The organism is Sphingopyxis sp. GW821-FHT02C12, assembly GCF_059421785.1.
Genome location: NZ_JBWKVQ010000001.1, coordinates 2,597,314 through 2,620,997 on the forward strand (window position 1 = coordinate 2,597,314; position 23,684 = coordinate 2,620,997).

The following is a 23,684-nucleotide window of genomic DNA, read 5'->3' on the forward strand; positions in this document are numbered from 1 at the left end:
GCAGGCGGGAGGGCAGGGGTCATTCCGCCGGTACGGTGGTCGTGTCGCCCAGCACCACCGCCTTGGTTTCGACCGGAGTCGCATAGACGGTGAAGACGGCGAAACCCGCGAGCCCGACCTGGGTGAGCATCGTGATGATCGTGCCCGCCATGCGGCCCCACATCATGCCGTCCATGCCGATCGCGTGCAGGATGCGCCCGATCAGATAGAGCGAGCCGACGGCCCACAGCCAGGTCGAGGGGCCGGTGGCCAACTCGATCAGCGCGAGCAGGACCAGCACGAAGGCGGTGTTTTCGACAAAATTGCTGTGCGCGCGCATCCGACGGATGACGCGTTCGTTGCCGCCGTCACCGATCGACACCTTTTCCTGCCCGCGCACGCGCCCGACGCGCATCATGAGCCAGATATTAAGAATCGCCGCCCCCGCGGCGATCGTCAGGCTGATCGGCAAGATTATCATATCGCTTCCCCCTATATCGTTGGCCGGGTGCTTGCCCGGCGGTGCGCGAGATGTGGCATTCCCGCCGCCTTGGGGCAAGCGCCGTCGACGTGGGCGCTCGGGGCTTGCCTTTGCGGGCAAAAACGCTATAGCCCCGCCCGATCCGGCACCCGACACCTTCTGGCGTTGAGGCACCCTTCGGCGGAAGATTTTCTTGTCATTTCAGGCAGGATAGCGCTTCGGCACGGCGGGCGGGCCAGTCATTCCCGGCGACGGGGGCGACAAATCCGGGTACGCCGATTCGTATAAACGTTTAAATATGCAGGATATATCATGGCCGTTCCCAAGCGAAAAACCTCGCCCTCGAAGCGCGGTATGCGTCGCAGCCACGACAGCCTGAAGGTCGAAGCCTATCAGGAATGCCCGAATTGCGGTGAGCTCAAGCGCCCGCACAACCTCTGCAATGCCTGTGGCCATTATAATGGCCGCGAAGTGGTGTCGGTCGGCGCCTAAGCATTAGCCGGAGAGCGCTATCATGGGTCTGACACCGCGAATCGCGATCGATGCGATGGGCGGTGACGTCGGCGTGCGCGTCATGTGCGCCGGCGCCGCGATGGCGCGCCACCAGCACGACGGCCTGCGCTTCCTGCTCGTCGGCGACGAGGTGCGGATCAAGGCCGCGCTCGACAATCACCCGAACCTGCGCGCGGCGTCGGATATCATCCACACCGATGGCGTGGTGTCGGGCGAGGACAAGCCGAGCCAGGCGCTGCGCAAGGCCAAGACGACCTCGATGGGGTTGGCGATCGACGCGGTGAAGCGCGGCGATGCCGGCGGCGCGCTGTCGGCGGGCAACACCGGCGCGCTGATGGCGATGGCGAAGCTCGCGCTGCGCACGATGCCCGGGATCGACCGGCCGGCGCTCGCGGCGCTGTTGCCGACGCTGGGCGCCAATGACGTCGTCATGCTCGACCTGGGCGCCAATACCGAGTGCGACGCCACCAACCTCACCCAGTTCGCGGTGATGGGGGCGGCCTATGCGCGCACCGCGATGGGGCTCGAACGCCCGCGCGTCGCGTTGCTCAACATCGGCACCGAGGAACTCAAGGGCACCGACCAGATTCGCGACGCCGCCGCGCTGCTGCGCGCGGCGAAGGGGCTGCCGATGGAGTTCGTCGGCTTCATCGAGGGCGACAAATTGTCGCGCGGCGACGTCGATGTCATCGTCCATGACGGTTTTTCGGGCAATATCGCGCTCAAGACGATCGAGGGGACGGCGCGTTTCGTCACCGACCTGTTGCGCCGCGCCTTCACCTCGTCGACGCGTTCGAAGATCGGTTTCCTGATCTCGCGCCCCGCGACCGAATTGCTCAAGCATCATCTCGACCCGAACAACCATAATGGCGCCGTGTTCCTCGGCCTCAACGGCGTCGTGCTCAAGAGTCACGGCAGCGCCGATGCCAAGGGCGTCGCCAACGCCGTGCATCTGTGCGCCGAGCTCGTCGAAAAGGACATTACGCGTCAGGTGACCGAAGATCTCGCCAATTTCAGCGGCCGCGCGCCGGCATGACCCTCCGCGCGATTCTGGCCGGGACCGGCTCGGCGCTGCCGCGCACCCGCGTATCGAACGCCGAACTGGCGGAGCGGGTTGATACCAGCGACGAATGGATCGTCGAGCGCACCGGCATCCGCTTTCGCCATATTGCCGAACCCGACGAGACGACCGCGACGCTCGGCGCCGCGGCGGCGCAGGAAGCGTTGAAGGCCGCCGGCCTCGAGCCTGCCGACATCGGCCTGATCATCGTCGCGACCGCGACCCCCGACAACACCTTTCCGGCCAGCGCGACCAAGGTCCAGGCGATCCTCGGTGCGCCCGACTGCATCGCCTTCGACGTTGCGGCGGTCTGTTCGGGCTTCCTTTATGCCGTGTCGGTCGCCGACTCGATGTTGCGCACCGGCGCCGCCAAGCATGCGCTGGTGATCGGCAGCGAAACCTTCAGCCGTATCCTCGACTGGGAAGATCGCACCACCTGCGTCCTGTTCGGCGACGGGGCGGGCGCCGTGGTGCTGTCGGCGAAGGATGTCGACGACGACCGCGGCATCCTCGCCACCCGGCTCCATGCCGAGGGTAAATATTGCGATATGCTCTATGTCGATGGCGGCCCCTCGACCACCGGCACCGTCGGCCATGTGCGTATGCAGGGCCGCGAAGTGTTCCGCCACGCGGTGACCAACCTCGCGTCGGTGCTCGGCGAAGTGATGGCCGATGTCGGCCTGTCGGCGGACCAGATCGACTGGGTCGTGCCGCACCAGGCGAACAAGCGGATCATCGACGCCACCGCCAAAAAGCTGGGCCTGCCGCCCGAACGCGTCGTCCTGACCGTCGACCAGCACGCCAATACGTCGGCGGCGTCGGTGCCGCTGGCGCTCGACCTCGCGGTCCGCGACGGACGCATCAAGCGCGGCGATCTGGTGGTGCTCGAGGCGATGGGCGGCGGCTTTACCTGGGGCGCCGCGGTCCTGCGCGTCTGATCCTGCGTCCGACGCATTAACTTCTCGCTCCATCCGTTTCAGTTTGGCGGATTAATTCGCTTTTGTTACATAGGCGTCTGGGACTCGTGACGGTGGGGGACCGGCGGGACCCGTTTAGGCATTGCTTCGTCACGGGAGGGACAATCATGGCGGCAGGGACTCTTACTCGCGCAGACATTGCGGCACGGATCAATCATCTGGTCGGACTGTCGCGCAATGAGGCGGCGACGATCGTCGAATCGATCCTCGACCACATGTCCGACGCGCTGGCCGAGGGCCAGAATGTGAAGATTTCGGGCTTCGGCACCTTCGTCCTGCGCGACAAGGCGCAGCGCATCGGCCGCAATCCCAAGACCGGCGTCGAAGTGCCGATTCTCCCGCGCCGGGTCATGACCTTTCGCGCCAGCCAGTCGATGCGTGGCCGCGTCGCGGGCGGGTAATCATGGCGCAGGATGACGGCAAGGCCGCCGGCGCCATGCTCGCGATCGGCGAGCTGGCGGACCGGATCGGCGTGCCCACGCATGTGCTGCGTTATTGGGAAACGCGTTTCCCCGAACTGAGGCCGCTCCAGCGTTCGGGCCGCCGCCGCTATTACCGCGCCGAGGATGTCGCGCTCGCGGGCAAGATCCACGATTTGCTGCATGTGAAGGGCTATACGGTCGAAGGCGCGCGCAAGGCGTTGTCGGACAGCGGCGACGTCGCACCTGCCAAGCCATCGCCGACGCCCGCCGCGGCCGGGAAGCCCGGCGTTCCGGTGGCCGACCTGATCGCGCTGCGCCAGCGGTTGGCGACCGCGATCGGGGTCTTGATCTAATCGATCGCCGGACCTAGCGTCGGGTCGAGGTCGCGCGGGCGGACGAACTGGACGAAGCGCGCCTGCCGGACGTCGAGGTCGCGCCAGTCGGCGATATCGATTTCCAGCCGCGCCATCGCCGAGGTCGGCAATTTTTCTTCGACCTTGGCGCGCAGCGCGTCGTCGTCGCTTTCGGGCACCAGTTCGAGGATCAGGTCTTCCAGCCCCGGATTATGCCCCGCGATCAGCAGATGTTCGGCATCGCGCCCGGTGTCGCGGATGGTGTCGATCAGCGTCGCCGCCGAGGCGAGATAGATGCGGCGGTCCCAATGCGGCTCGATCGCGTCAAGGCCCGCGGCGGGCTGGAACAGGTCGAGCGTCTCGGTGACGCGGACCGCGGGCGAGGCGATGATGCGGTCGATCGGCAGGCTCTGGCGCTTCAGCCATTGGCCGATCAGTTCGGCGCCGCGCCGGCCGCGGGCGTTGATCGGGCGGTCGAAATCGCGCTCGACCTGTACGTCCCAACCCGATTTGGCATGGCGCAGGATCGTCAACGTCTTCAAAATTTCTCCCCGCGCGCCCCGCGCTTCTTCCCCGTGTTCGCTGGCCTTGTGCCGCAATCTTATGACGGTGAAAAGGCGGGAAAGGCGGTTTTTCTTCTTTCGACGTTCGCCGCAGCGACATGATTGACCGCTTCGTCGAGCGGCAGGCGGCGGATCGGGGTGCCCGGCGGGAAGGCCGAAAGCAGCCGCGAGGGGAAGCTGGGCGACAGCATGACGAACTGGCCGAAATCGTCGCTGCGCCGGATCAGGCGGCCGAACGCCTGCGCGATGCGGCCGCGGATCACCATGTCGTCGTAACGCGCACCCCCCTGCGCGGCGCGGCGTGCCGCGTGCAATATCGTCGGGCGCGGCCAGGGCACCCCCTCCATCACCACCAGCCGCAGCGAATCTCCGGGCACGTCGACGCCATCCCTCAAGGCGTCGGTGCCGAGCAGCGACGCATGCGGGTCGGCGCGGAAGATATCGACCAGCGTACCGGTGTCGAGCGGGTCGACATGCTGCGCGTAGAGTGGGAGGCCCGCGCGCGCCAGCCGGTCGGCGATGCGGGCATGGACGATGCGCAGCCGCCTTATTGCGCTGAACAGCCCAAGCGCGCCGCCGCCCGATGCCTCGATCAACCGGCTGTACGCGCCGGCGAGCGCGGGCAGGTCGCCGCGCGCGATGTCGGTGACGATCAGCACCTCCGACTGGCGCGCATAATCGAACGGGCTCGGCACCGCGAAATGCTGCACCCCGCCGTCCATATGCCGCGCGCCGGTGCGGATGTCTGCGTCGTGCCAGTCGTTCGCGCCGCGCAGCGTCGCCGAAGTGACGAGGACGCCCTGCGCTTGCGCGTAGACGATGTCGGCGATCGGCTTGGCGGGGTCGAGCCAGTGACGGTGCAAGCCGGCATCGACCTCGCGTCCGTCGATGCGGTTCACCGCGAGCCAGTCGACGAAATCGGGATCGGCGGGACCGCCGACGCGCCCGAGCAAGGACAGCCAGGCCCCCAGCGTATCGATCCGGTTGCCGAGGCTGTGCCGCGCGCCGTCGACGCGCGCGCGCGCCTGGCCGTCGAGCCAGTCGGGCGGATCGTCGACCAGCGCGTCGAGCCGTTTGCCGAGCGCCATTAGCGGGCGGAGCAAGGCCTCGATCGCGTCGCCCGCGCTCGCGGCGGCGGCGACCAGTTCGGCGTCGGGGTCGGCGAGTTCGGTTTCGAGGCCGTAGCCGCTGTCGCCCTTGGCATCGACGCCGCGCGCATAGACCTGCCCGCGCACCGCCGCGAGCAGCCGCTCTATCGCGCCCCATGGGGCATTTTCGGCGAGCCGCGCGAGCCAGCCGTCGCCGGGCAATTCGCCCGCGGCGTGGGTCGCCGCCTGGATCGCCTTGTCGCCCGCCTCGTCATAGCTCGCGACATCGGCGAGCCGCGCCGCCAGCCCGCGCCGCCGCCCGCGCGATTTGCCTTCGGGGCCGAGGATCCAGCGGCGGATCTCGATCGCTTCCTGCCCGGTCAGCGCGGCGGCGAACATGCTGTCGGCGGCGTCCCACAGATGATGGCCCTCGTCGAAGATCAGCCGTGTCGCGGGCGCCCCGCCGTCACGCGGGCGCGCCGCCTGCACCATCGTCAGCGCATGGTTGGCGATGATGATGTCGGCTTGGCCCGCTGCGCGCGCCGAGCGTTCGATGAAGCATTTGCGGAAATGCGGACAGCCCGCATAGATGCACTCGCCGCGCCGGTCGGTCAGCGCCGTGGTGCCGTTGCGGCGGAACAGCGCGGGCAGCCAGCCGGGCAGGTCGCCGCCGACCATGTCGCCATCGCGGCTATAGGCCGCCCAGCGCGCGACAAGCTGCGCGAGCATCGCGGCGCGGCCTGAAAAGCCGCCCTGCAACGCATCCTCCAGGTTGAGCAGGCAAAGGTAATTTTCGCGACCCTTGCGCACCACAACCTTTTCGCGGTGGGTCGCGGGGTCGGGGTAGAGCCGCTCGGTCTCGCGCGCCAGCTGGCGTTGCAGCGCCTTGGTGAAGGTCGAGATGCACACCGCACCCGCCGACTGGTCGATCCATTGTTTCGCGGGCGCGAGATAGCCCAAAGTCTTGCCGATCCCGGTCCCCGCCTCGGCGACGAGCATCTGCGGCGCGTCCTTGCGTTCGCGCGGGGCGAAAATGCTCGCGACGGAGCGGGCATAGTCCTGCTGGCCGGTGCGGCGTTCGGCGCCATCGCCGGTTAGCCGGTCGAGCCGCGCGGTCACGTCGTCGGCGTTGATCGTCACCTGCCGCGGTTGCCCGCGCGGCGGCTGTTCCTCCCATTCGGGCAGCCGCGCGAACAGCCAGCGTTCGTCGCGTTCGGGCGCCGCCTGGCGCTGGATCAACGACGCCCAGGGCCAGCGCTGGCGCGCCAGCGCCTGCAGCCCGTGCCAGGCGCCTTCGCGCTCGGGCCAGTCGGGGTCGTCGAGGCTCGCGAGCATCGCGGCGGCGGCGTGCGGCAGGAACGCCGCGACATCGGCTTCGGCCTTGGGCGGTTCCAGCCCCAGCGCGGCGGCGATCCCCGCAGGCGTCGGCACCGCGAAGCGTGCCGGATAAAGGAAAGCGAAGAGTTCGAGCAGGTCGAGCCCCGACAGATCGGGATAGCCGAGCCGGTCACCGGTCAGCGGCGCGCCGAGCAGGATATGCGGCGTGCCTGCAACCGCCGCGATCGCCTCGCCCCGATCGACGCGGCGCGCATGGCCCTGCGCATCGGCCAGCCAGATGCCGACATGGCTCGCATGAATCGCGGGCAGGGGAAGGGGAGCGGCCATCGCCCCAAGCTAAGGACAAAAGAGGAACGCGGCAAGGTGGGGTGGTGGTGATTTTGGGGTGGGGAGGGAAGGTCTCATAATTGTCATCCCCGCGAAAGCGGGGACCCAGCGATCCGGCGTTGCTACTGGGTCCCCGCTTTCGCGGGGATGACGAAGTGAGAGGTTCGAACGACAGCTAACGCCAGATACCGGCCCTTCGGTCCGTTCAGTTCAATCCGCGCCGTCCGAAACTCGCCGGGCGCATGCTGCGAAACACCTGCGCCGGCTCGCTCGGCCAGGTGCCCCGCGCGCGGTCGAGGGCGTTGTAGAGCGGGCCGTCGACGAGTTCGTAGGGAAAGCGCAGCCCCATGCGGTCGACTTCGGCCCACATGACGACCGCATAGACCGTCTGGCCGCCATAATGGATTTCGCAGCGCGAGCGCACCGGCAGGATCACGCCGCCCTCGATCCGCGCGCCACCCTCGGACAGGTCGGTGATCCGGCCCTCGACCATGTTGAGCACGCCGTTGACGACGACGTCGAGCGATACGGCGGTGCGGGCATGCTGGCGCGGGTTGCGGGGGGTGATGCTGGTCATGGTGCGAGGCTAGGCAAAGATGGTAAATTTTCCGGTAACGATCTTGTGTCGCCCCGGGACGTTCCGGCCATGTTGCAAGCAGGGGGCGACAATGGTTTACCATGCGCCATGGCCCGCCCGATCATCCTCTATGGCATCGCGCTCGCCGCCGCGGCCTTCCTGCTCGAATGGCTGAACTACAAACATGTCGTCCATCGCTGGTCGAGCGAATTTTATATCCTGTGCATCGCCGTCCTGTGCGTGGCGCTTGGCATATGGGTCGGCAACCGGCTCACCGCGCGGCCGCGCCAGCCCTTTGCGCGCAACGACGCCGCGATCGCGGCGCTGGGGATCAGCGCGCGCGAATGCGAAGTGCTGGCCATGCTCGCGGCGGGCCACGCCAACAAGGTTATCGCGCGGCACCTCGATATTTCGCCGAACACGGTGAAGACGCATATCGCCCGGCTTTATGAAAAGCTGGAGGTCGCCAGCCGGACTCAGGCGGTGCAGAAGGCGCGGACGCTCGACATCCTGCCGTAAATTCGGACGATGCCCCCCAAATCACCCGTTTGGGCGATGGATTTCGGCCGTTGTTCGGGTCCATCCCGCATGGCATTCATTCTTTGGGGAGACAGGTCATGGGCAGGATCATCGCGGTTTACGGCGCGATCGCGGGCATCATCGTCATTCTCGGCATGTTTATCAGCATCACCGTCGTCGCCGACCATGGCACGATGGGCATGGTCGCGGGCTATCTGTCGATGCTGGTCGCGTTGCTGTTCGTCTTCGTCGGGGTGAAGCGCTATCGCGACGTCAACCTGGGCGGGGTGATCGGCTTCTGGAAGGCGTTCGGGATCGGACTGGGCATCGGGCTGGTCGCATCGCTCTTCTACATCCTCGGCTGGGAACTCTATATGTGGCGGACCGGCGGGACCTTCATGACCGATTATATCGCCACGAGCATCGCGGACATGCGCGCGGCGGGCAAGTCGGCGGCCGAGATCGCGAAATTCTCTGCCGAAATGGGGGCGATGGCGGAGCAATATAAAAACCCTCTCTTCCGCATGGCGCTGACCCTGACCGAGATATTGCCCGTCGCGCTGCTGGTGTCGCTCGTGTCGGCGGCGCTGCTGCGCCGGAGCAGCTTCCTGCCCGCGACTCAGCCGCGCGACTGATCGACCTCCCCTCCCTTGGGGAGAGGGGAGCGGTTCGGCGCATTTTTGCCTTTCGCGCGGCCGCCGCTTCCCGCTATGGGCGGCCCATGACCGACCTGCATCTCGATCCCGCCCTGCGCGAACCCGCGTTGACGTCCAAGGCCTGGCCGTTCGAGGAAGCGCGCAAGCTGGTCAAACGCTATCCGCAGGGCAAGCCTGGTGGCGATCCCGTGCTGTTCGAGACCGGCTATGGTCCCTCGGGCCTGCCGCATATCGGCACCTTCAACGAAGTGCTGCGCACGACGATGGTCCGCCGCGCCTATGAAACGCTGACCGGCGGCGCGCCGACGCGCCTCGTCGCGTTCAGCGATGACATGGACGGGCTGCGCAAGGTGCCCGACAATGTCCCGCAAAAGGAAATGCTGACCGCCTGTCTCGGCAAACCGCTCACCGACATTCCCGACCCGTTCGGCAAGTATGAGAGTTTTGCGCATCATAACAATGCAATGCTGCGCGAGTTTCTCGACCGTTTCGGCTTCGACTATGAATTTGTCAGCTCGACCGAGCGCTACAAGTCGGGGGCATTCGACGAGGCGCTGAAGACGATCCTGCGCCACAATCAGGATATTCTCGACATCATGCTGCCGACGCTGCGCGCCGAGCGCGCCGCGACCTATTCGCCGATCCTGCCGGTCAGCCCGACCTCGGGCATCGTGCTGCAGGTGCCGGTGACCGTCGTCGATGCCGACAAGGGCCTCGTGTCGTTCGAGGATGAGGGTCAGACGATCACCCATTCGGTCCTCGGCGGCGGCGCCAAACTGCAGTGGAAGGTCGACTGGGCGATGCGCTGGGTCGCCTTGGGCGTCGATTACGAAATGTACGGCAAGGACCTGACCGACAGCGGCGTCCAGTCGGGCAAGATCGCGCGCGCTATCGGCGGGCAAAAGCCCGAAGGGCTGATCTACGAAATGTTCCTCGACGAAAAGGGCGAGAAGATTTCGAAGTCGAAGGGCAATGGCCTGAGCCTCGAGCAATGGCTGAGCTATGGCAGCGAGGAGAGCCTCGCCTTCTTCGCCTATCGCGAGCCCAAGGCCGCGAAGCAGCTGCACATCGGTGTGATCCCCAAGGCGGTCGACGAATATCTGCAGATGCGTGGCAATTATCCCGCGCAGGAAGGCGACAAGAAGCTCGGCAACCCCGTGCATCATGTCCATGTCGCGCGCAGCGAGGCGGTGCCGGCGGACGAATTGCCGGTGACCTTCGGGCTGCTGCTCAACCTCGTCGGGGTGATGGGCGCCGATGCGTCGAAGGAACAGATCTGGCGCTACCTCGGCCAATATGTCGAGGGTGCCAATGCGGCGACCTATCCCGAACTCGATCGCCTGATCGACAATGCGATGGCGTATAACCGCGACTATGTCGCGCCGACGCTGAACCGCCGCAAGCCGGTGGGCGGCGAGGGCGCGGCGCTCGCCGACCTCGACGCGAAGCTGACGGCATTGCCCGCCGATGCCTCGGCCGACGATATCCAGAACATCGTCTACGAGATCGGCAAGAACGAAGCCTATGGTTTTGAAAATCTGCGCGACTGGTTCAAGGCGCTCTACGAGACGTTGCTCGGGTCGAGCGCCGGGCCGCGCATGGGCAGCTTCATCGCGCTGTTCGGGATCGATAACACGCGGCGGTTGATCGCCGAGGCGTTGGCGTAAAATAGCTCGTCATTGCGAGCGAAGCGAAGCAATCCAGAGCGGCCTACGCGACTCTGGATTGCTTCGCTTCGCTCGCAATGACGGAGCAACGAAGAGGACAGCCCCATGATCGACATCTTCACCACCGGCGGGACGATCGACAAGGTCTATTTCGACGCGCTCAGCGAGTTCCAGATTGGCCCCGCGGCGATCCCCGACATGCTGCGCGAGAATAATGTCCATGTCGCGCACCGCGTCACCCAGTTGATGCGCAAGGACAGCCTCGAGCTCGACGACGCCGATCGCGCCGCGATCCGCGCCGCGGTCGCGGCGAGTGACGCCACCCGCATTCTCGTGACCCACGGCACCGATACGATGGTCGTCACCGGGCGCGTGCTCGCCGGGCTGGCGGGCAAGACGATCGTGATGACCGGCGCGATGCAGCCCGCGTCGGTGCGCGCGAGCGATGCCGAGTTCAACGTCGGCTTCGCGCTCGCCGCCGCGCAGACGCTGCCGCCCGGGGTCTATATCGCGATGAACGGGATGATCTTCGACCCCGCGACGACCGAAAAGGACCGCGCGGGCGCCCGCTTCGTCGCCGCGGCGGATTAGAATATTCGGCGAGGGGCCGAGCACCCCTGTAACTTTCCGTCGTTCCGGCCGGAATAAGCAGATGTGGGAGGGCAATGGGCTCTTCCGCCGGACTTATTTTGGAAGGATCACCCTATGATCAACAGCAAGCTTGCCGGCCTGATCGCCGCATCGGCCACCGCGCTTGCGCTCGGCGGCGCCGCCTTTGCCGCCGACGCGCCGTCGGGCAGTTCGGGCAGCGCCGTCGGCGCCAAGGACATGGTCCATTGCTATGGCGTCAACAGCTGCAAGGGCACCGCCGACTGCAAGACGACCGCGAACGCGTGCAAGGGCCAGAACGCCTGCAAGGGCCATGGATTCAAGGCGGTGGCCGCCGCAAAATGCCTGAGCGACGGTGGTGTCATCGGCGACATCGGCTGATCCCGCCCTTGTCCCGCGCGGCCGCGGAGCGCCGCGCGGGGCAGTTTTTCTTTCGCCTGTGATCGAGATCATGCCAATATCCTCCCGGGTCGTGTGACAAAGGCCAAGGGGCAATGATTCGCCCCACCTTTATTCTGACAATCAAGGGAAGGACGATCTCATGACCAACAAACTTGCCGGGCTGATCGCGGCTTCGGCCACCGCGCTGGCCCTGTCGGGCGCCGCTCTGGCCGCCGATCCGCCGGCCGCCGCCAAGAAGGTCGGCGCGAATGACGAGGTCAAATGCTATGGCGTCAACAGCTGCAAGGGCACGTCGGATTGCAAGACCGAAGCGAGTTCGTGCAAGAGCGCGTCGGGCTGCAGCACCGCGGGCAACAGCTGCAAGGGCGCCAATGCCTGCAAGGGCAAGGGGTACAAGAAGGTCGCGGCCAGCAAGTGCCTTGCCGACGGCGGCACGATCGGCGCCTGATTTCCGCTCGGCAGGTCCGGCGCCGCCGGGCCTGCTGATTGGAATTTGAAGGGACGCCCATGGACGACCGCAAAACGGCGCCGTCGCCGGGCTTCGGGCTCGGCCTGCGCCCCGATCATTACCCCGAGTTCCTGGCCGGACCGCAAGCGGTCGACTGGCTCGAGATCATCTCCGAAAATTACATGGTGCCCGGCGGCAAGCCGATGGCGATGCTCGATACGATCCGCGCCGATTATCCGATGGTGATGCACGGCGTGTCGCTGTCGATCGGGTCGGACGAGCCGATCGACAGGACTTATCTGGCCGACCTGAAGGCGCTTGCGGCGCGGGTCGAGCCTTTGTGGATTTCGGACCATCTGTGCTGGACCGGGATCAACGCGCACAACAGCCACGACCTGCTGCCGCTGCCCTATGACGCGCCCGCGCTGACCTGCGTCGTCGACAATATCGCCCGCGTGCAGGACCATCTTGGCCGGCGCATCCTGATCGAAAATCCGTCGAGCTATGTCACCTTCCGCTCCTCGGACCGCAGCGAATGGGATTTCCTCGCCGACATGGCGGTGCGCTCCGATTGCCTGTTGCTGCTCGACGTCAACAATATCTACGTCAGCGCGCGCAACCATGGTTTCGACCCGCTCGATTATCTCGCCGGCCTGCCGGGGGATCGCATCCAGCAAATCCACCTCGCCGGTCATAGCGACATGGGCGACTATGTCATCGACACCCACGACAGCGACGTCTGCGACGCGGTGTGGGACCTCTATGAGCAGGCGTGCCGCATGTTCGGCCCCGTCGCGACGATGATCGAGCGCGACGACGACATTCCGCCGCTTGCCGACGTCATCGCCGAACTCGACCGCGCGCGGGCGCTCGCCGCGCGGGTGTTGGAGCCGGTGCATGGTTGAGGCGTTGCGCGATGTGCAGGCGCGATTCCTCGCCGGGGTGATGTCCGGCGATGCGGAGGCCGAGGCGCTGATTGTCGACGACAACCGCGTCGGCGCGGCGCGGCGGCTCGACATTTATCGCAACAATTACCGCGCCAGCCTGCGCGACGTGCTCGCCGACCATTTCGAGCGCCTCCACGCCTGGCTCGGCGATGATCAGTTCGACAATCTGGCCGACGCCTATGTCACTGCGCATCCGTCGCTCACGCGCAATTTACGTTATTATGGCGGCGAATTTCCGGCGTTTCTGGCGCAGCATTATCCCGCCGATGGCGAACTGGCGGAACTGGCCGCACTCGACTGGGCGCTGCGGAGCGCGTTCGACGCCGCCGATGCGGCGCCGCTCGATGCCGCAGCGGTCGGCGCGCTCGGCGAAGGCTGGATCGACCGGCGGCTGACGCTTCATCCGGCGGCGCAGGTGCTGCGCCAGTGCCACAACAGCCGCGCGATCTGGAGTGCGCTCGACGAGGGCGAGGCGCCGCCCGACGCGGTGCTGCTCGCGGCGCCGGTGCGGCTGCTGATATGGCGCCGCGGCGTCCAGTCGCAGTTTCGCACGCTGTCGGAGGGGGAGGCGGATGCCTTGGCGCTGTTCGAAGCGGGCGCCAGCTTCACCGATCTCAGCGCCGCGACGATCGCGGGACTGGGTGAGGATGCGGCGATGCAGGCGCTGGCCGGGTGGCTCGCGCAATGGCTTGCCGACGGGGTGCTGGTGCTCGCGGATTAGGCGCGAACTGCCGTCACCTGCCGCAATACGCTGAAATAGCCCGGCGCGATCGTCATCGCCTCGTGCCGCCCGGCGCGGCCGAGCGCGGCATGGACCTGCGGCAACCGATAACAGGGCACGCCCATGAACAGGTGATGCTCGGCGTGATAATTCACCCAGTAGGGCGCGACCGTTGCGCGCGCCAGCCAGCCGGCGTGCGTCGTGCGCGCGTGGGTGAAGGGATCGTCGCTGCCCGTGGTCGTACAGGCATGTTCGGCGATGTTGCGGATGCGCAGGTAAAGCTGGAACGTCGTCGCCAGCCCCGCGAGCCAGAGCAGATACGGCGTCCAGCCGTAGAGCGCGAGTGACAGCGCCAGCAGCACCGCCTGGACGAGCAGGAAACGTCCGACCGCGCGCGTCACCGCCATCGCACCCGCGACGTCGACCGTTGGTGACGTCATGCCGTCGTCGGATTGCTTGTTGAAGGGTGTACCGGCCTTGGTGCTTGCGCCCTTCTTTCCGGGCTTCTCGCCGCGTAGCATCGCCTTCAGCCCGACAAGCGCGAAGCCGAACTGCGCGACGCGCTGTTTGAAAAATGTCTGGCCGGTCAGGTCGCGCGCCACCTTGCGCCACAGGCTGGCGCGGGTGGTGGGGAAGGGCTTCGACAGCGACAGGTCGGGATCCTCGGGCTGCTGGGTGAATTTGTGATGCTGCAGATGATAGGTGCGATACGCGATCAGGTCCGATCCCACCGCGGCGCCGGTCAGCCAGTCACCGAGGAAATTGTTGAGTTTTCGGTTCGGATGCAGCGCGCCGTGCGCGGCGTCGTGCATCAGGATCGCGAAGCCGAGTTGGCGCCCGCCGACGAGGATGATCGCCGCGAGCCAGCCCAGCGGGTTCGCCAGCCAGGCCGCGAGGCCGATCACCGCGATGCTGACGATCCACCCGTGGGCGACGAGCCAGATGCCGCGCCACGCCGAGGCGCGGGTGATCGCGGCCCATTCGGCGCGGTCGAAGAATCGGTCGGGCGGTAAGAGGCGAACGGCAGGCATGGTGCGACTATAATCGGTTTCACACGAAAACCCAATCCCTCCCATTATGGAGCAATTCCGGGGATTTACGGATCGAAGGGATAAGGTTTTGGAAACCCCTTTCTGGCACGGAATGGCGCAAGGACCGACTAAAGCAGGAACAGCGGGATTGGGGTTGAAGCGGGCCATCGTGCGACCGGAGAATAGCGAGCCGTCGTTCGACGGATCGCTGTTCGAATCGCCGGAATTCGTGACACGTCTGACGCGCGTCGCGCAGCTGTGGCACTATGTGCTGGTCAGCCGCGCGCTCGTCTATTTTGCCTGCGCTTTTTTTCCTGGCCTTCCCGGCTTTTTCGATCGTCCGTCGCAATGGCTGGTCCTGGCGCTCGGCATCGGCTGCGATCTGGTGCTGACGGTGATCGGCCAGCTGTCGCGTGCGCCGGGCAATGCGCTGGCGCGGCGCACCATCGTGTGGGGCACGTCGTGCATGACGCTGATCGCGCTCGGCACCTTGCTGACCAGCATAGCGATGTTCGTCTCGTCGCCGTCGGCCGACGCCACGCCCTATGTCGACGCCTTTGCCGCGATCCGCATCGGCGCCGTGCTCGTCGCGGCGGCGGCGGTGGCGATCGCGCGCCCGGCCTTTTTCGCCTTTGCCGGCGCGACCGCGCTCGGCGGGGCGATCGGCAAGGCGTCGATGCCCTTCGCCTTCGCCGCGATGATTTTTCTCTTCCTGCTGATCGTCATGGTCCGCGAGGATGCGCGGCACCAGCGGCGTACCGAGCGCGCGAACCGGAGGACGATCAGCGACCAGCAACGCGCGCTCAACCTGGTGCGCGACTTCGAACGCGCCGGGCGCGGCTGGTTCTGGGAAACCGACCGCCACGGCCAGCTCGTCTATATCTCGCCGACGGTGGCGGCCAAGCTCGGCCGTGAGCCGAGCGACCTGCGCGGCAAGCCGTTCACCGACATCATCCGCAAACGCATCGGCAATGACGAAAGCGAGGAACGCACCCTCGGCTTCAGCCTGTCTTCGCGCACCCCGTTCAAGGAACTGACGGTGCAGGCGGCGGTGCCGGGCGAGGAGCGCTGGTGGTCGATCTCGGGCCACCCGATCAGCAACGAGCTCGGCAATTTCCAGGGGTTTCGCGGCAGCGGTACCGACCTCACCGAAAAGAAGAAGTCCGAGCGCGAGATCAACCAGCTCGCGCGCTACGACGTGCTGACCGGGCTCGCCAACCGGCTGCATATCACCGACCTGCTCGAACGCGCGCTGAAGAACCATATCGGCCAGCCGCAGCCGTGCGCGCTGCTGCTGATGGACCTCGACCGCTTCAAGGCGGTGAACGACACGCTCGGCCATCCGGTCGGCGACCAGTTGCTCCAGCAGGTCGCGGCGCGGCTCGCGCAGATCGTCGGCGACCGCGGCCAGGTCGGGCGGCTCGGCGGCGACGAATTCCAGATCGTGCTGCCGCAGATCACCCACGCCGACAAGCTCGCCAACATCGCCAATGCGGTCATCCTCAGCCTCGCCAAGCCGTTTGCGATCGAGGGCGATCAGGTGCGGGTCGGCTCGTCGATCGGGATCGCGGTGTCCGAAGGGGCGGGGGTGTCGTCGGCGGCGCTGGTGCGTAACGCCGACCTTGCGCTCTATGCCGCCAAGGACGCCGGGCGCGGCGTTTATCGCTTCTATGCCGACGCGATGCACAACCAGGCCAGCGAACGTAAGGCGATCGAGGACGCGCTGCGCGATGCCTTGGCGAAGGACGAACTCAAGCTCGTCTATCAGCCGATCGTCGATGTCGCGAGCGAGCGCATCTCGGGCTTCGAGGCGCTGATCCGCTGGCAGCGCGGCGACGAGGCGATGATCAGCCCGTCGAAATTCATTCCGATCGCCGAGGAATCGAACCTGATCGTCCCGATCGGCGAGTGGATCATCCGCTCGGCCTGCGCGTCGATCGCCCGGCTCGGCCCCGACTATCGCATCGCGGTCAATGTCTCGCCGCGCCAGTTCGCCAACGACAAATTGCCAGCGACGATCATGAGCGCGGTATCGGCGGCGGGTATCCGCCCCGAACAACTCGAACTCGAAATCACCGAGGGGGTGTTCCTCGACGAAAGCCCCGAGAATCTGGAGATGTTCCAGCGGCTGAAACGCACCGGGGTGCGGTTGGCGCTCGACGATTTCGGCACCGGCTATTCGGCGCTCGGCTATCTGAAGAAGGCGCCGTTCGACAAGATCAAGATCGACCAGAGCTTTGTGCGCGGCGCCGCCGACAAGAGCAGCATGAACGCCGCGATCATCTCGTCGATCGTCGGACTCGCCGCCGCGCTCAAGATGGAAACCACCGCCGAGGGGGTCGAGACGCACGACGACCTCGACCTGATCCGCGGACTCGGATGTAGCCACGTCCAGGGCTATATCTATGGGCGTCCGATGAGCCTCGACGAAGCGGTCGCGCTGCTGCGTGCCGATGGTGGCCGGGTCGTCGCGCAGGGGTATAAGAGCGCGCGCGAGACGCGCAGCCGCACCTTCCGCACGATCCAGGTCGAAAGCGGCGGGCATCGCTATGAGGCGATCGTCCGCAACCTGTCGACGCGCGGCGCGCTGATCGAGGGGCTGTGGAACGTGCCCGCGGGTACCGGATTTCGCCTCGAATTCGGCCCCGACCTTGTGCTCGATGCCGAGGCGCGCTGGTCCGATCAAAACCGCGTCGGGGTGCAATTCGCGCAGGCTGTCGAGATCACGGCGCTGATCGGCGGCAGCGTGGCGGGGCAGTCGGTACGCGCGCGGATCGAACGCGCGGCGTGATGACCTGCGCCCGCGCTGCTGCGTGGGTGGGTGGTGGAGTCGGCTTTGGGGTGGGGAGCGGCTAACCCCATTTAAGAATGGCGGTTTACGCCCGAAGCCGCTGAAAACTAGTCCGCGATCCGCCCGCGCACCATCACCCAGTCGACCTTTTCCAGCGTGCGCACGTCGGTCAGCGGATCGCCCGAAACCGCGATCAGGTCGGCCGACATGCCCGGCGCGATGCGGCCGATTTCATTTTCCATCGACAGCGCCTTCGCCGCGACGGTCGTGGCCGCCGCGACCGCTTCGCGCGGGGTCAGGCCGTTCGCCACCAGCAGCGCGAATTCGCCGGCGTTGCGGCCATGGTCGAACACCCCGGCATCGGTGCCGAAGGCGACGGGGACGCCGAGAGCCTTGGCGCGGGTCACCGCCTTGCCGACGCTGCCCATCGTCATGCGGACCTTTTCCTCGACCGTCGGCGTATAGATGCCCTTGCCCAGCCGCTCCTTGATCCCCTCGAACGCCATCAGCGTCGGGACCAGATAGGTGCCCTTGGCCTTCATCACCTTCAGCGCGGCGTCGTCGGCGAAGGTGCCATGGTCGATCGTGTCGATCCCGGCGGCGGCGGCATCCTCGATGCCGCGCGCGCCATGCGCATGCGCCATCACCTTCAGCCCCAGCGAGTGCGCGGTGGTCGCGATGCTGTCGAGTTCGGCGCGGCTGAAATGTCCCTCAAGCCCGCGGCCTTGCTGCGACAGGACGCCGCCGGTCGCGGTGATCTTGATGATGTCGGCGCCGGCGCGCGACGCCTTGCGGACCTTTTCGGCGCATTCGACCGCGCCGGTGCAGGTATAGCCCTGATCGAGCACGCCATGGACGTCCTCGCGAAAACCGGTGACATCGCCGTGGCCGCCGACGATCGACAGCGCCGGGCCGGCGGCGATGATGCGCGGACCGGTGATGAAACCGGCGGCGGTGCCGCGGCGCAGCGAAAAGGCGGTATATTGTGCCGAGCCCGCCTCGCGCACCGTGGTGAAGCCGGCGCGCAGCGTGATGCCGGCATTTTTGACGCCGACGACGACGCCCCATTCGTCGGGATCGACCGCTTCGCTGCGATAATCGCCGCCGGGGTCGCCGGTGAGGTGGACGTGGAGGTCGATCAGGCCGGGAAGCAGCGTCTTGTCGCCCAGGTCGACGATTTCGGCATCGGCGGGGGCGGCGGTGCGGCCCGCGCTGATCGAGGTGATGCGGTCGTCGGTGACGATGACGGTCGAGGCACCGAGCGTGGGCTTGTCGGCGTCGGTGATGACATGGCCCGCGTAGATGACGGTGGTTTTCGCAAAAGCCGCGCTGCCCATGAGCGCGAGCATCGCCGCGGCGACGAGTCCGAGTTTACGCATCCGATTTTCCCCTGCTTTGTCCCTTCATCGTGGCGCGCCGGGCGGGGGAGGGCAAGCGCATAAAAAGAGGGGCCGGTTGACCGGCCCCTCAGTTTGCCATCTGATAACCGAAAGGAATTACCAGAAGAAATCGTAGATCACGTCGACCACTTCGCCGCTGTATGTGTCGACGAGCAGCGCATCGTCATAATAGCGGACCCAGCGATACCCGCCATAGGCCGGCGGCAGGCGGTAATAGCCCGGATCGTTGATCCAGTAACGCTGGCCATAGAAGAGCGAGCCGAGCGTGAAGCCGACGCTGAACCGCGTGTAATTGCGGCCGCGATAGGGGTTGTAATAGCGCGGCAGGCGATAGTTGTTGCCGTAGCGCTGGCGATAGTCGCGCCAGTTGTAGCGGTTGTCGTTGCGCCAGCCACGGTTCCAGTTGTTGTCGCGGCGTCCGTCGCGATAGCGGCGATCGGCATAGCCGTCGCGGTTCCGGTCGTAGCGGCGGTCGACGCGGTTGTTGTCGTTGCGATCCCAGCGGCGATCGAGGTCGCCGTTGCGATTGCGGTCGTAACGCCGGTCGACCTGGCCGTTGCGGTTACGGTCCCACTGGCGGTCGACCTGACCGTCGCGGTTGCGATCCCACTGGCGGTCGGTGCGGCCGTCGCGATTGCGGTCATAGGTGCCGCGGTTGCGGTCCTGACGCGGGCGCTGATCCTGGCCTTGCCACTGCTGGCGCGGAGCCTGTTGACGCTGGACCTGCGGACGCTGACCCTGCTGACGCTGGACCTGACCGCCGCGATCGCGGTTGCCCGACCAGTCGCGGCGTTGCGGCTGCTGTCCCTGCGGGCGCTGGCCTTGCTGACGCTGTACCTGCTGGCGCTGCACCTGCGGCTGAGCCTGCGGGCGCGGTGCCTGCTGGCGCTGGCCGCGCTGGTCGCCGCCACCGCCGCGCTGGGCACGGTTGCCGCGATCCCCGCGGTCGCCGCGCTGCGCCTGTTGCTGGCCGTCGCGGCCCTGTGCGAACACCGGGGCGATCGGGGTCAGCATCGTCGCGGCGATCAGCAATCCTCCGATAAACTTCTTCATCTGCCATACTCCTCGGTTTCCCATGGGCGGCGGACAGCCGACCGGGAAGATGAACCGATATTTACCGTCGGCAATATGAGTCATGGCTGAACCATGATGTTGCCTGCGGTTCAGCTAGATGAACGGTGCGAAAGCGTTCAATGGTCCGGCGGCGCGCGCATCGCCGGAACGGCGCCGGCGGCGTCCTGCGGGCGGATGCCCGGCGGCGGCGCGGCGGCGATGCGTTCCTCGCCGCGCAGCACGCGCCCGGCGCGCCTGATCGCGCCGCGGATGCGCGGATAGGTGCCGCAGCGGCAGATGTTGGTCATCGCCGCGTCGATCTCGGCATCGCTGGGGTTGCTGTTGGTGCGTAGCAACGCGGCGGCGGCCATGATCATGCCCGATTGGCAGAAACCGCATTGCGGCACTTGCTCTGCGACCCATGCCTGCTGCACCGGATGGCTGCGGTCGCGGGTCAGTCCCTCGATCGTGGTGACGAAACGCCCTTCGCATTCGGCGATCGTGACCAGGCAACTGCGGATCGCCTCGCCGTCGATATCGACGGTGCAGGCGCCGCATTCGCCGGTGCCGCAGCCATATTTGGTCCCGGTCAGGTTCGACGCGTCGCGCAGCGCCCACAGCAGGGGCGTTTCGGGATCCATGCGATATTCGACCGGGCGGTCGTTGACCGAAAAGCGCGTCATGCCGCCCCTGTTAGCCGAATGGCGGGATTAGTCACGCCAGCTCGTGTCGATCTTGTCGACCTTGCGCACCATCGCGTCGAATTCGGCCTTGCCCGACTGGCCGGGGATCGCCGCCATATACAGGTCGCGCTGGTGGACGTTGATCACCTCTTCGTCGACCAGGATCGGCTTGCCCATGCTCATCGTCGCAAGCTGGATTTCGCACGCACGCTGCAGCGCCCAATATTTGATGAAGGCGTCGGAGAGCGACTTGCCCATCACCACCGGGCCATGGTTGCGCAGCATCAGGATGCGCTTGTTGCCCAGATGCTCGACCAGCCGTTCGCCTTCTTCCTCGCGCACCGTCACGCCCTCGAAGTCGTGATAGGCGAGCTGGCCCATGAAGTTGCAGGCATAGAAGTTCGTCGGCTGCAGCCCGCCCTCGAGTCCGCACACCGCCATCGTCGCGGTGGTGTGGGTGTGGATGATCGCATGCGCGTCGGGCAGCACGCGGTGGAACAGGCTGTGCTGGACAAAGCCCGCCTTGTTGACGTGCCAGGGATTATCCTCGTCCAGCTTGTTGCCGTCGATGTCGATCTTGATCAGGCTGGAGGCGGTGACCTCGCTGAAATGCATGCCATAGGGGTTGATCAGGAAGGCGCCTTCCTGGTCCTCCAGCTTCACCGTGATGTGGTTGAAGATCATCTCGTCCCAGCCCATCATCGCGAAGATGCGGTAACAGGCGGCGAGTTCCTGCCGCGCCGTCCATTCGGCTTCGCTATATTTGCTGTTGCGCTTCAGCTGGGTCGCCATGGCCTGATCCTCTCGCAGTCGGTTTCGTTGTGCCACCTATGCCACAGCCGCGCCGGTTCGCACAATCCCGCGAAGCCGGGCGGCGAACTGGTTAACAAGAGCGATAAAACGTTGACCTTGCGGCGGTTAGTCGTCAGTCTTCGAATCAGGGTCGAGCTGCGGGGCTTCCATTTGTCCAAAAGAGACAATGTGGTCCGCCGGCGTGTCTGCGCTTGGTCGACCTGACCATCCTCTTCATGTCGGTTGCAGTGCATCTTTTCGCGGTGCGGCCTCCTGCTGCCCGCGCAATGGGGAGTGAGGAACAATGCGTTATACGGTGAAACTGTCCGCGTCTGCGATGGCGTTGGCGGCCTATGCCGCTTTTTCGGCGGCACCCGCACAGGCGGAAACCTGCCTGCTCGACAGCGATAACGACGGCGTCGTGTCGGCTGGCGATACCGATGGCGGCGCCATCTCGGGCAATAACACGCAGCTCGCCTGCGGTCCGAACGCGCGCACGACGGGCAATGGTTCGACGGCGGTGGGTTCGGGGGCAACCGCCACCAACACCGGTTCGACCGCGGTCGGCCAGAATGCGACCGCGAACGACCGCAGCACCGCGATCGGTCGCACCGCGACGGCCACCGGCCAGACCAGCGTCGCGATCGGCAACCTCGCATCGGCGACCGATGAAGATGCGGTCGCGATCGGCGAACAGGCGCAGGCTACCGGCTTCCACTCGACCTCGGTCGGCGCCGAATCACTCGCCTCGGGCCGCGGTGCACAGGCGTTCGGCTGGCAGTCGTCGGCAACGGGCAACTTCAGCGTCGCGACGGGGCGCCAGGCCGATGCGTCGGGCGTGCGCGCGACCGCCACCGGCGACAATGCCACCGCGAGCGGCCAGGACGACACCGCCGTCGGCGCCAATGCGCTGGCGTCGGGCACGTTCAGCGTCGCGACCGGCGCGAGCGCGCAGGCCACCGGCCTCGCCTCGACCGCCAACGGGTCGTTCGCGACCGCGTCGGGCACCTTTTCGAGCGCGGTCGGCGAACTCGCCAACGCGTCGGGCGACCTGTCGAGCGCGATCGGCTCGAACTCGAACGCGTCCGGCGAGGGCTCGACGGCGGTCGGCGTGCTCGCCAATGCAACCGGCCTGACCTCGACGGCGGTCGGCACCGGCGCGCAGGCGACCGACGAGGACGCCACCGCCTTTGGGCAGGGCGCCAATGCCTCGGGCTTCCACTCGACGTCGGTCGGCGCCGAATCGGTGGCCTCGGGGCGCGGGGCGCAGGCCTTCGGCTGGCAGGCGTCGGCGACGGGCAACCTCAGCGTCGCGTCGGGCCATCAGGCCAGCGCCTCGGGGGCCAACAGCTCGGCCTTCGGCAAGAGCGCGTCCGCCTCGGGGACGACATCGACCGCCATCGGCAACTTCGCCGCGGCGTCGGACGAGGATGCCGTCGCGGTCGGCGACAATGCCGTGGCCTCGGGCTTCCATTCGACCGCCGTCGGCGGCGAATCGGTCGCTTCGGGTCGCGGTGCGCAGGCATTCGGCTGGCAGGCCATGGCCACGGGCAATCTCAGCCTGGCGGTCGGTCACCAGGCCAATGCGGCGGGCATCAATGCCAGCGCGGTCGGCAAGAATGCCAATGCGGCGTTCGACAATTCGACCGCGCTCGGTTTCGGTGCCACCGCCACTGCGGCGAACCAGGTCGCGCTTGGCGGCGCGGGCAGCGCGGTTCGCGTCGGCGATATCGCGGCGAGCACCGCGGCGCAGACGGGGGCGACCGACGTGATGACCGTCGATGCCAATGGCGTCGTCGGCCGCGACCCGACCGTACGCACCGCGATCGCGGCGAATACGGCGGGCGTTGCCGCGAACAGCGCCGCCATCACGGCCATTCAGGGCGTCAACGCGACGCAGAATGCCAACATCGCGGCACTGCAGACGTTGACCACGACCCATACCGGTCAGATCAACACGCTGTTCGCGCAGTCGGACGAGAACCGTCGTCAGGCGCGCCTCGCCAACGAAGGCGTCGCGCTGGCGCTGTCGATGGAAACCCCGGCGCTGCCGGCCGATGCCAAGTTCGGCATGTCGGGCGGCATCGGTTACTACAACGACCGCACCGCCGGCTCGATCGCGATGACCGCGCGGATCAGCGAGAAGGCCACCTTCTCGGCTGGTGTCGGCGCGGGCTTCGACTCGGGTGAGATCGGCGCACGCGGCGGCTTCCAGGTCGTCTGGTAAGCTGTAAATGAAAACGGGCGATGCTCCTTGCCAAGGGAGCATCGCCCTTTCATGTTGGAA

The 23,684-nt window shown here is 66.6% G+C and carries 24 protein-coding genes; 15 read left to right on the forward strand and 9 right to left on the reverse strand.

Annotation, left to right across the window (positions count from 1 at the left end; all coding sequences use genetic code 11):
• Positions 1-19 precede the first annotated feature (19 nt).
• Positions 20-460 carry an MAPEG family protein gene (locus AC07U1_RS12475; protein WP_056348230.1) on the reverse strand — a complete coding sequence of 147 codons (441 nt, stop codon included), beginning with the start codon at positions 458-460 and terminating at the stop codon, positions 20-22.
• A 312-nt stretch (positions 461-772) separates the two neighbouring features.
• Here AC07U1_RS12475 and rpmF point away from each other — a divergent pair, with 312 nt between their 5' ends.
• From rpmF to AC07U1_RS12500, 5 genes are all read left to right on the forward strand, one after another.
• On the forward strand, positions 773-952 hold the full coding sequence (gene rpmF, locus AC07U1_RS12480; RefSeq protein ID WP_056348227.1) for a 50S ribosomal protein L32: 180 nt from the start codon (positions 773-775) through the stop codon (positions 950-952).
• 22 nt (positions 953-974) lie between these two features.
• Positions 975-2,009 (forward strand): phosphate acyltransferase PlsX, encoded by a 1,035-nt coding sequence (plsX, locus tag AC07U1_RS12485; protein ID WP_187138872.1) that lies wholly within the window; start codon positions 975-977, stop codon positions 2,007-2,009.
• Positions 2,006-2,971, forward strand: coding sequence for a beta-ketoacyl-ACP synthase III (locus AC07U1_RS12490; RefSeq protein WP_495176297.1), 966 nt, complete (start codon positions 2,006-2,008; stop codon positions 2,969-2,971). Before plsX ends, AC07U1_RS12490 begins: the two co-directional genes overlap by 4 nt.
• Positions 2,972-3,117: 146 nt before the next feature.
• Entirely contained in the window at positions 3,118-3,411 is a 294-nt protein-coding gene (locus AC07U1_RS12495; RefSeq protein WP_187138871.1) for an integration host factor subunit alpha, read from the forward strand.
• A gap of 2 nt (positions 3,412-3,413) precedes the next feature.
• Positions 3,414-3,785, forward strand: coding sequence for a MerR family transcriptional regulator (locus tag AC07U1_RS12500; protein ID WP_495176296.1), 372 nt, complete (start codon positions 3,414-3,416; stop codon positions 3,783-3,785).
• Here AC07U1_RS12500 and AC07U1_RS12505 read toward each other — a convergent pair.
• The 3 genes from AC07U1_RS12505 to AC07U1_RS12515 form a co-directional block, all read right to left on the reverse strand.
• Positions 3,782-4,327 (reverse strand): SixA phosphatase family protein, encoded by a 546-nt coding sequence (locus AC07U1_RS12505; RefSeq protein WP_495176295.1) that lies wholly within the window; start codon positions 4,325-4,327, stop codon positions 3,782-3,784. The two genes, AC07U1_RS12500 and AC07U1_RS12505, sit on opposite strands and share 4 nt — an antisense overlap.
• 59 nt (positions 4,328-4,386) lie before the next feature.
• Positions 4,387-7,101, reverse strand: a complete 2,715-nt coding sequence (locus AC07U1_RS12510) for an ATP-dependent DNA helicase (RefSeq protein WP_495176294.1) — start codon at positions 7,099-7,101, stop codon at positions 4,387-4,389.
• A gap of 205 nt (positions 7,102-7,306) precedes the next feature.
• Entirely contained in the window at positions 7,307-7,678 is a 372-nt protein-coding gene (locus AC07U1_RS12515) for a PilZ domain-containing protein (protein WP_495176293.1), read from the reverse strand.
• 108 nt (positions 7,679-7,786) lie between these two features.
• Here AC07U1_RS12515 and AC07U1_RS12520 point away from each other — a divergent pair, with 108 nt between their 5' ends.
• The 8 genes from AC07U1_RS12520 (at position 7,787) to AC07U1_RS12555 (ending at position 13,647) form a co-directional block, all read left to right on the forward strand.
• Positions 7,787-8,197 (forward strand): response regulator transcription factor, encoded by a 411-nt coding sequence (locus tag AC07U1_RS12520; protein ID WP_495176292.1) that lies wholly within the window; start codon positions 7,787-7,789, stop codon positions 8,195-8,197.
• A gap of 98 nt (positions 8,198-8,295) precedes the next feature.
• Positions 8,296-8,832, forward strand: coding sequence for a DUF4199 domain-containing protein (locus AC07U1_RS12525; protein ID WP_495176291.1), 537 nt, complete (start codon positions 8,296-8,298; stop codon positions 8,830-8,832).
• Between the two features lie 86 nt (positions 8,833-8,918).
• Positions 8,919-10,520, forward strand: a complete 1,602-nt coding sequence (locus tag AC07U1_RS12530; protein WP_495176290.1) for a lysine--tRNA ligase — start codon at positions 8,919-8,921, stop codon at positions 10,518-10,520.
• 105 nt (positions 10,521-10,625) lie between these two features.
• Positions 10,626-11,111, forward strand: coding sequence for an asparaginase domain-containing protein (locus AC07U1_RS12535; RefSeq protein WP_492739015.1), 486 nt, complete (start codon positions 10,626-10,628; stop codon positions 11,109-11,111).
• 114 nt (positions 11,112-11,225) lie between these two features.
• A complete protein-coding gene (gene bufA2 / locus AC07U1_RS12540; RefSeq protein WP_187138862.1) occupies positions 11,226-11,510 on the forward strand; it encodes a BufA2 family periplasmic bufferin-type metallophore in 285 nt (94 codons plus the stop codon).
• 160 nt (positions 11,511-11,670) lie between these two features.
• Positions 11,671-11,979: a hypothetical protein gene (locus AC07U1_RS12545; protein WP_056348204.1), complete on the forward strand. Its 309-nt coding sequence runs from the start codon at positions 11,671-11,673 to the stop codon at positions 11,977-11,979.
• 59 nt (positions 11,980-12,038) lie between these two features.
• On the forward strand, positions 12,039-12,884 hold the full coding sequence (gene bufB, locus AC07U1_RS12550; protein WP_495176289.1) for an MNIO family bufferin maturase: 846 nt from the start codon (positions 12,039-12,041) through the stop codon (positions 12,882-12,884).
• On the forward strand, positions 12,877-13,647 hold the full coding sequence (locus tag AC07U1_RS12555; protein ID WP_495176288.1) for an HvfC/BufC family peptide modification chaperone: 771 nt from the start codon (positions 12,877-12,879) through the stop codon (positions 13,645-13,647). Before bufB ends, AC07U1_RS12555 begins: the two co-directional genes overlap by 8 nt.
• Here the strand turns inward: AC07U1_RS12555 and AC07U1_RS12560 are convergent.
• On the reverse strand, positions 13,644-14,678 hold the full coding sequence (locus tag AC07U1_RS12560) for a fatty acid desaturase family protein (protein ID WP_495176287.1): 1,035 nt from the start codon (positions 14,676-14,678) through the stop codon (positions 13,644-13,646). The genes AC07U1_RS12555 and AC07U1_RS12560 overlap by 4 nt on opposite strands.
• A 154-nt stretch (positions 14,679-14,832) precedes the next feature.
• Between AC07U1_RS12560 and AC07U1_RS12565 the strand changes: the two genes are divergently transcribed.
• Positions 14,833-17,469, forward strand: coding sequence for an EAL domain-containing protein (locus tag AC07U1_RS12565; RefSeq protein ID WP_495176286.1), 2,637 nt, complete (start codon positions 14,833-14,835; stop codon positions 17,467-17,469).
• Positions 17,470-17,576: 107 nt separating this feature from the next.
• Here AC07U1_RS12565 and AC07U1_RS12570 read toward each other — a convergent pair whose 3' ends face one another.
• The 4 genes from AC07U1_RS12570 to AC07U1_RS12585 all read right to left on the reverse strand — a co-directional run bounded on the left by AC07U1_RS12570 (position 17,577) and on the right by AC07U1_RS12585 (position 21,397).
• A complete protein-coding gene (locus AC07U1_RS12570; protein WP_495176285.1) occupies positions 17,577-18,848 on the reverse strand; it encodes a metal-dependent hydrolase family protein in 1,272 nt (423 codons plus the stop codon).
• A gap of 117 nt (positions 18,849-18,965) precedes the next feature.
• A complete protein-coding gene (locus AC07U1_RS12575) occupies positions 18,966-19,922 on the reverse strand; it encodes an RcnB family protein (protein WP_495176284.1) in 957 nt (318 codons plus the stop codon).
• A gap of 137 nt (positions 19,923-20,059) precedes the next feature.
• Positions 20,060-20,605 carry a (2Fe-2S)-binding protein gene (locus AC07U1_RS12580; protein WP_056348190.1) on the reverse strand — a complete coding sequence of 182 codons (546 nt, stop codon included), beginning with the start codon at positions 20,603-20,605 and terminating at the stop codon, positions 20,060-20,062.
• Between the two features lie 27 nt (positions 20,606-20,632).
• On the reverse strand, positions 20,633-21,397 hold the full coding sequence (locus tag AC07U1_RS12585; protein ID WP_495176283.1) for a class II aldolase/adducin family protein: 765 nt from the start codon (positions 21,395-21,397) through the stop codon (positions 20,633-20,635).
• Positions 21,398-21,701: 304 nt separating this feature from the next.
• Between AC07U1_RS12585 and AC07U1_RS12590 the strand changes: the two genes are divergently transcribed.
• On the forward strand, positions 21,702-23,624 hold the full coding sequence (locus tag AC07U1_RS12590; RefSeq protein ID WP_495176282.1) for a YadA-like family protein: 1,923 nt from the start codon (positions 21,702-21,704) through the stop codon (positions 23,622-23,624).
• The last annotated feature ends 60 nt before the right edge of the window (positions 23,625-23,684 follow it).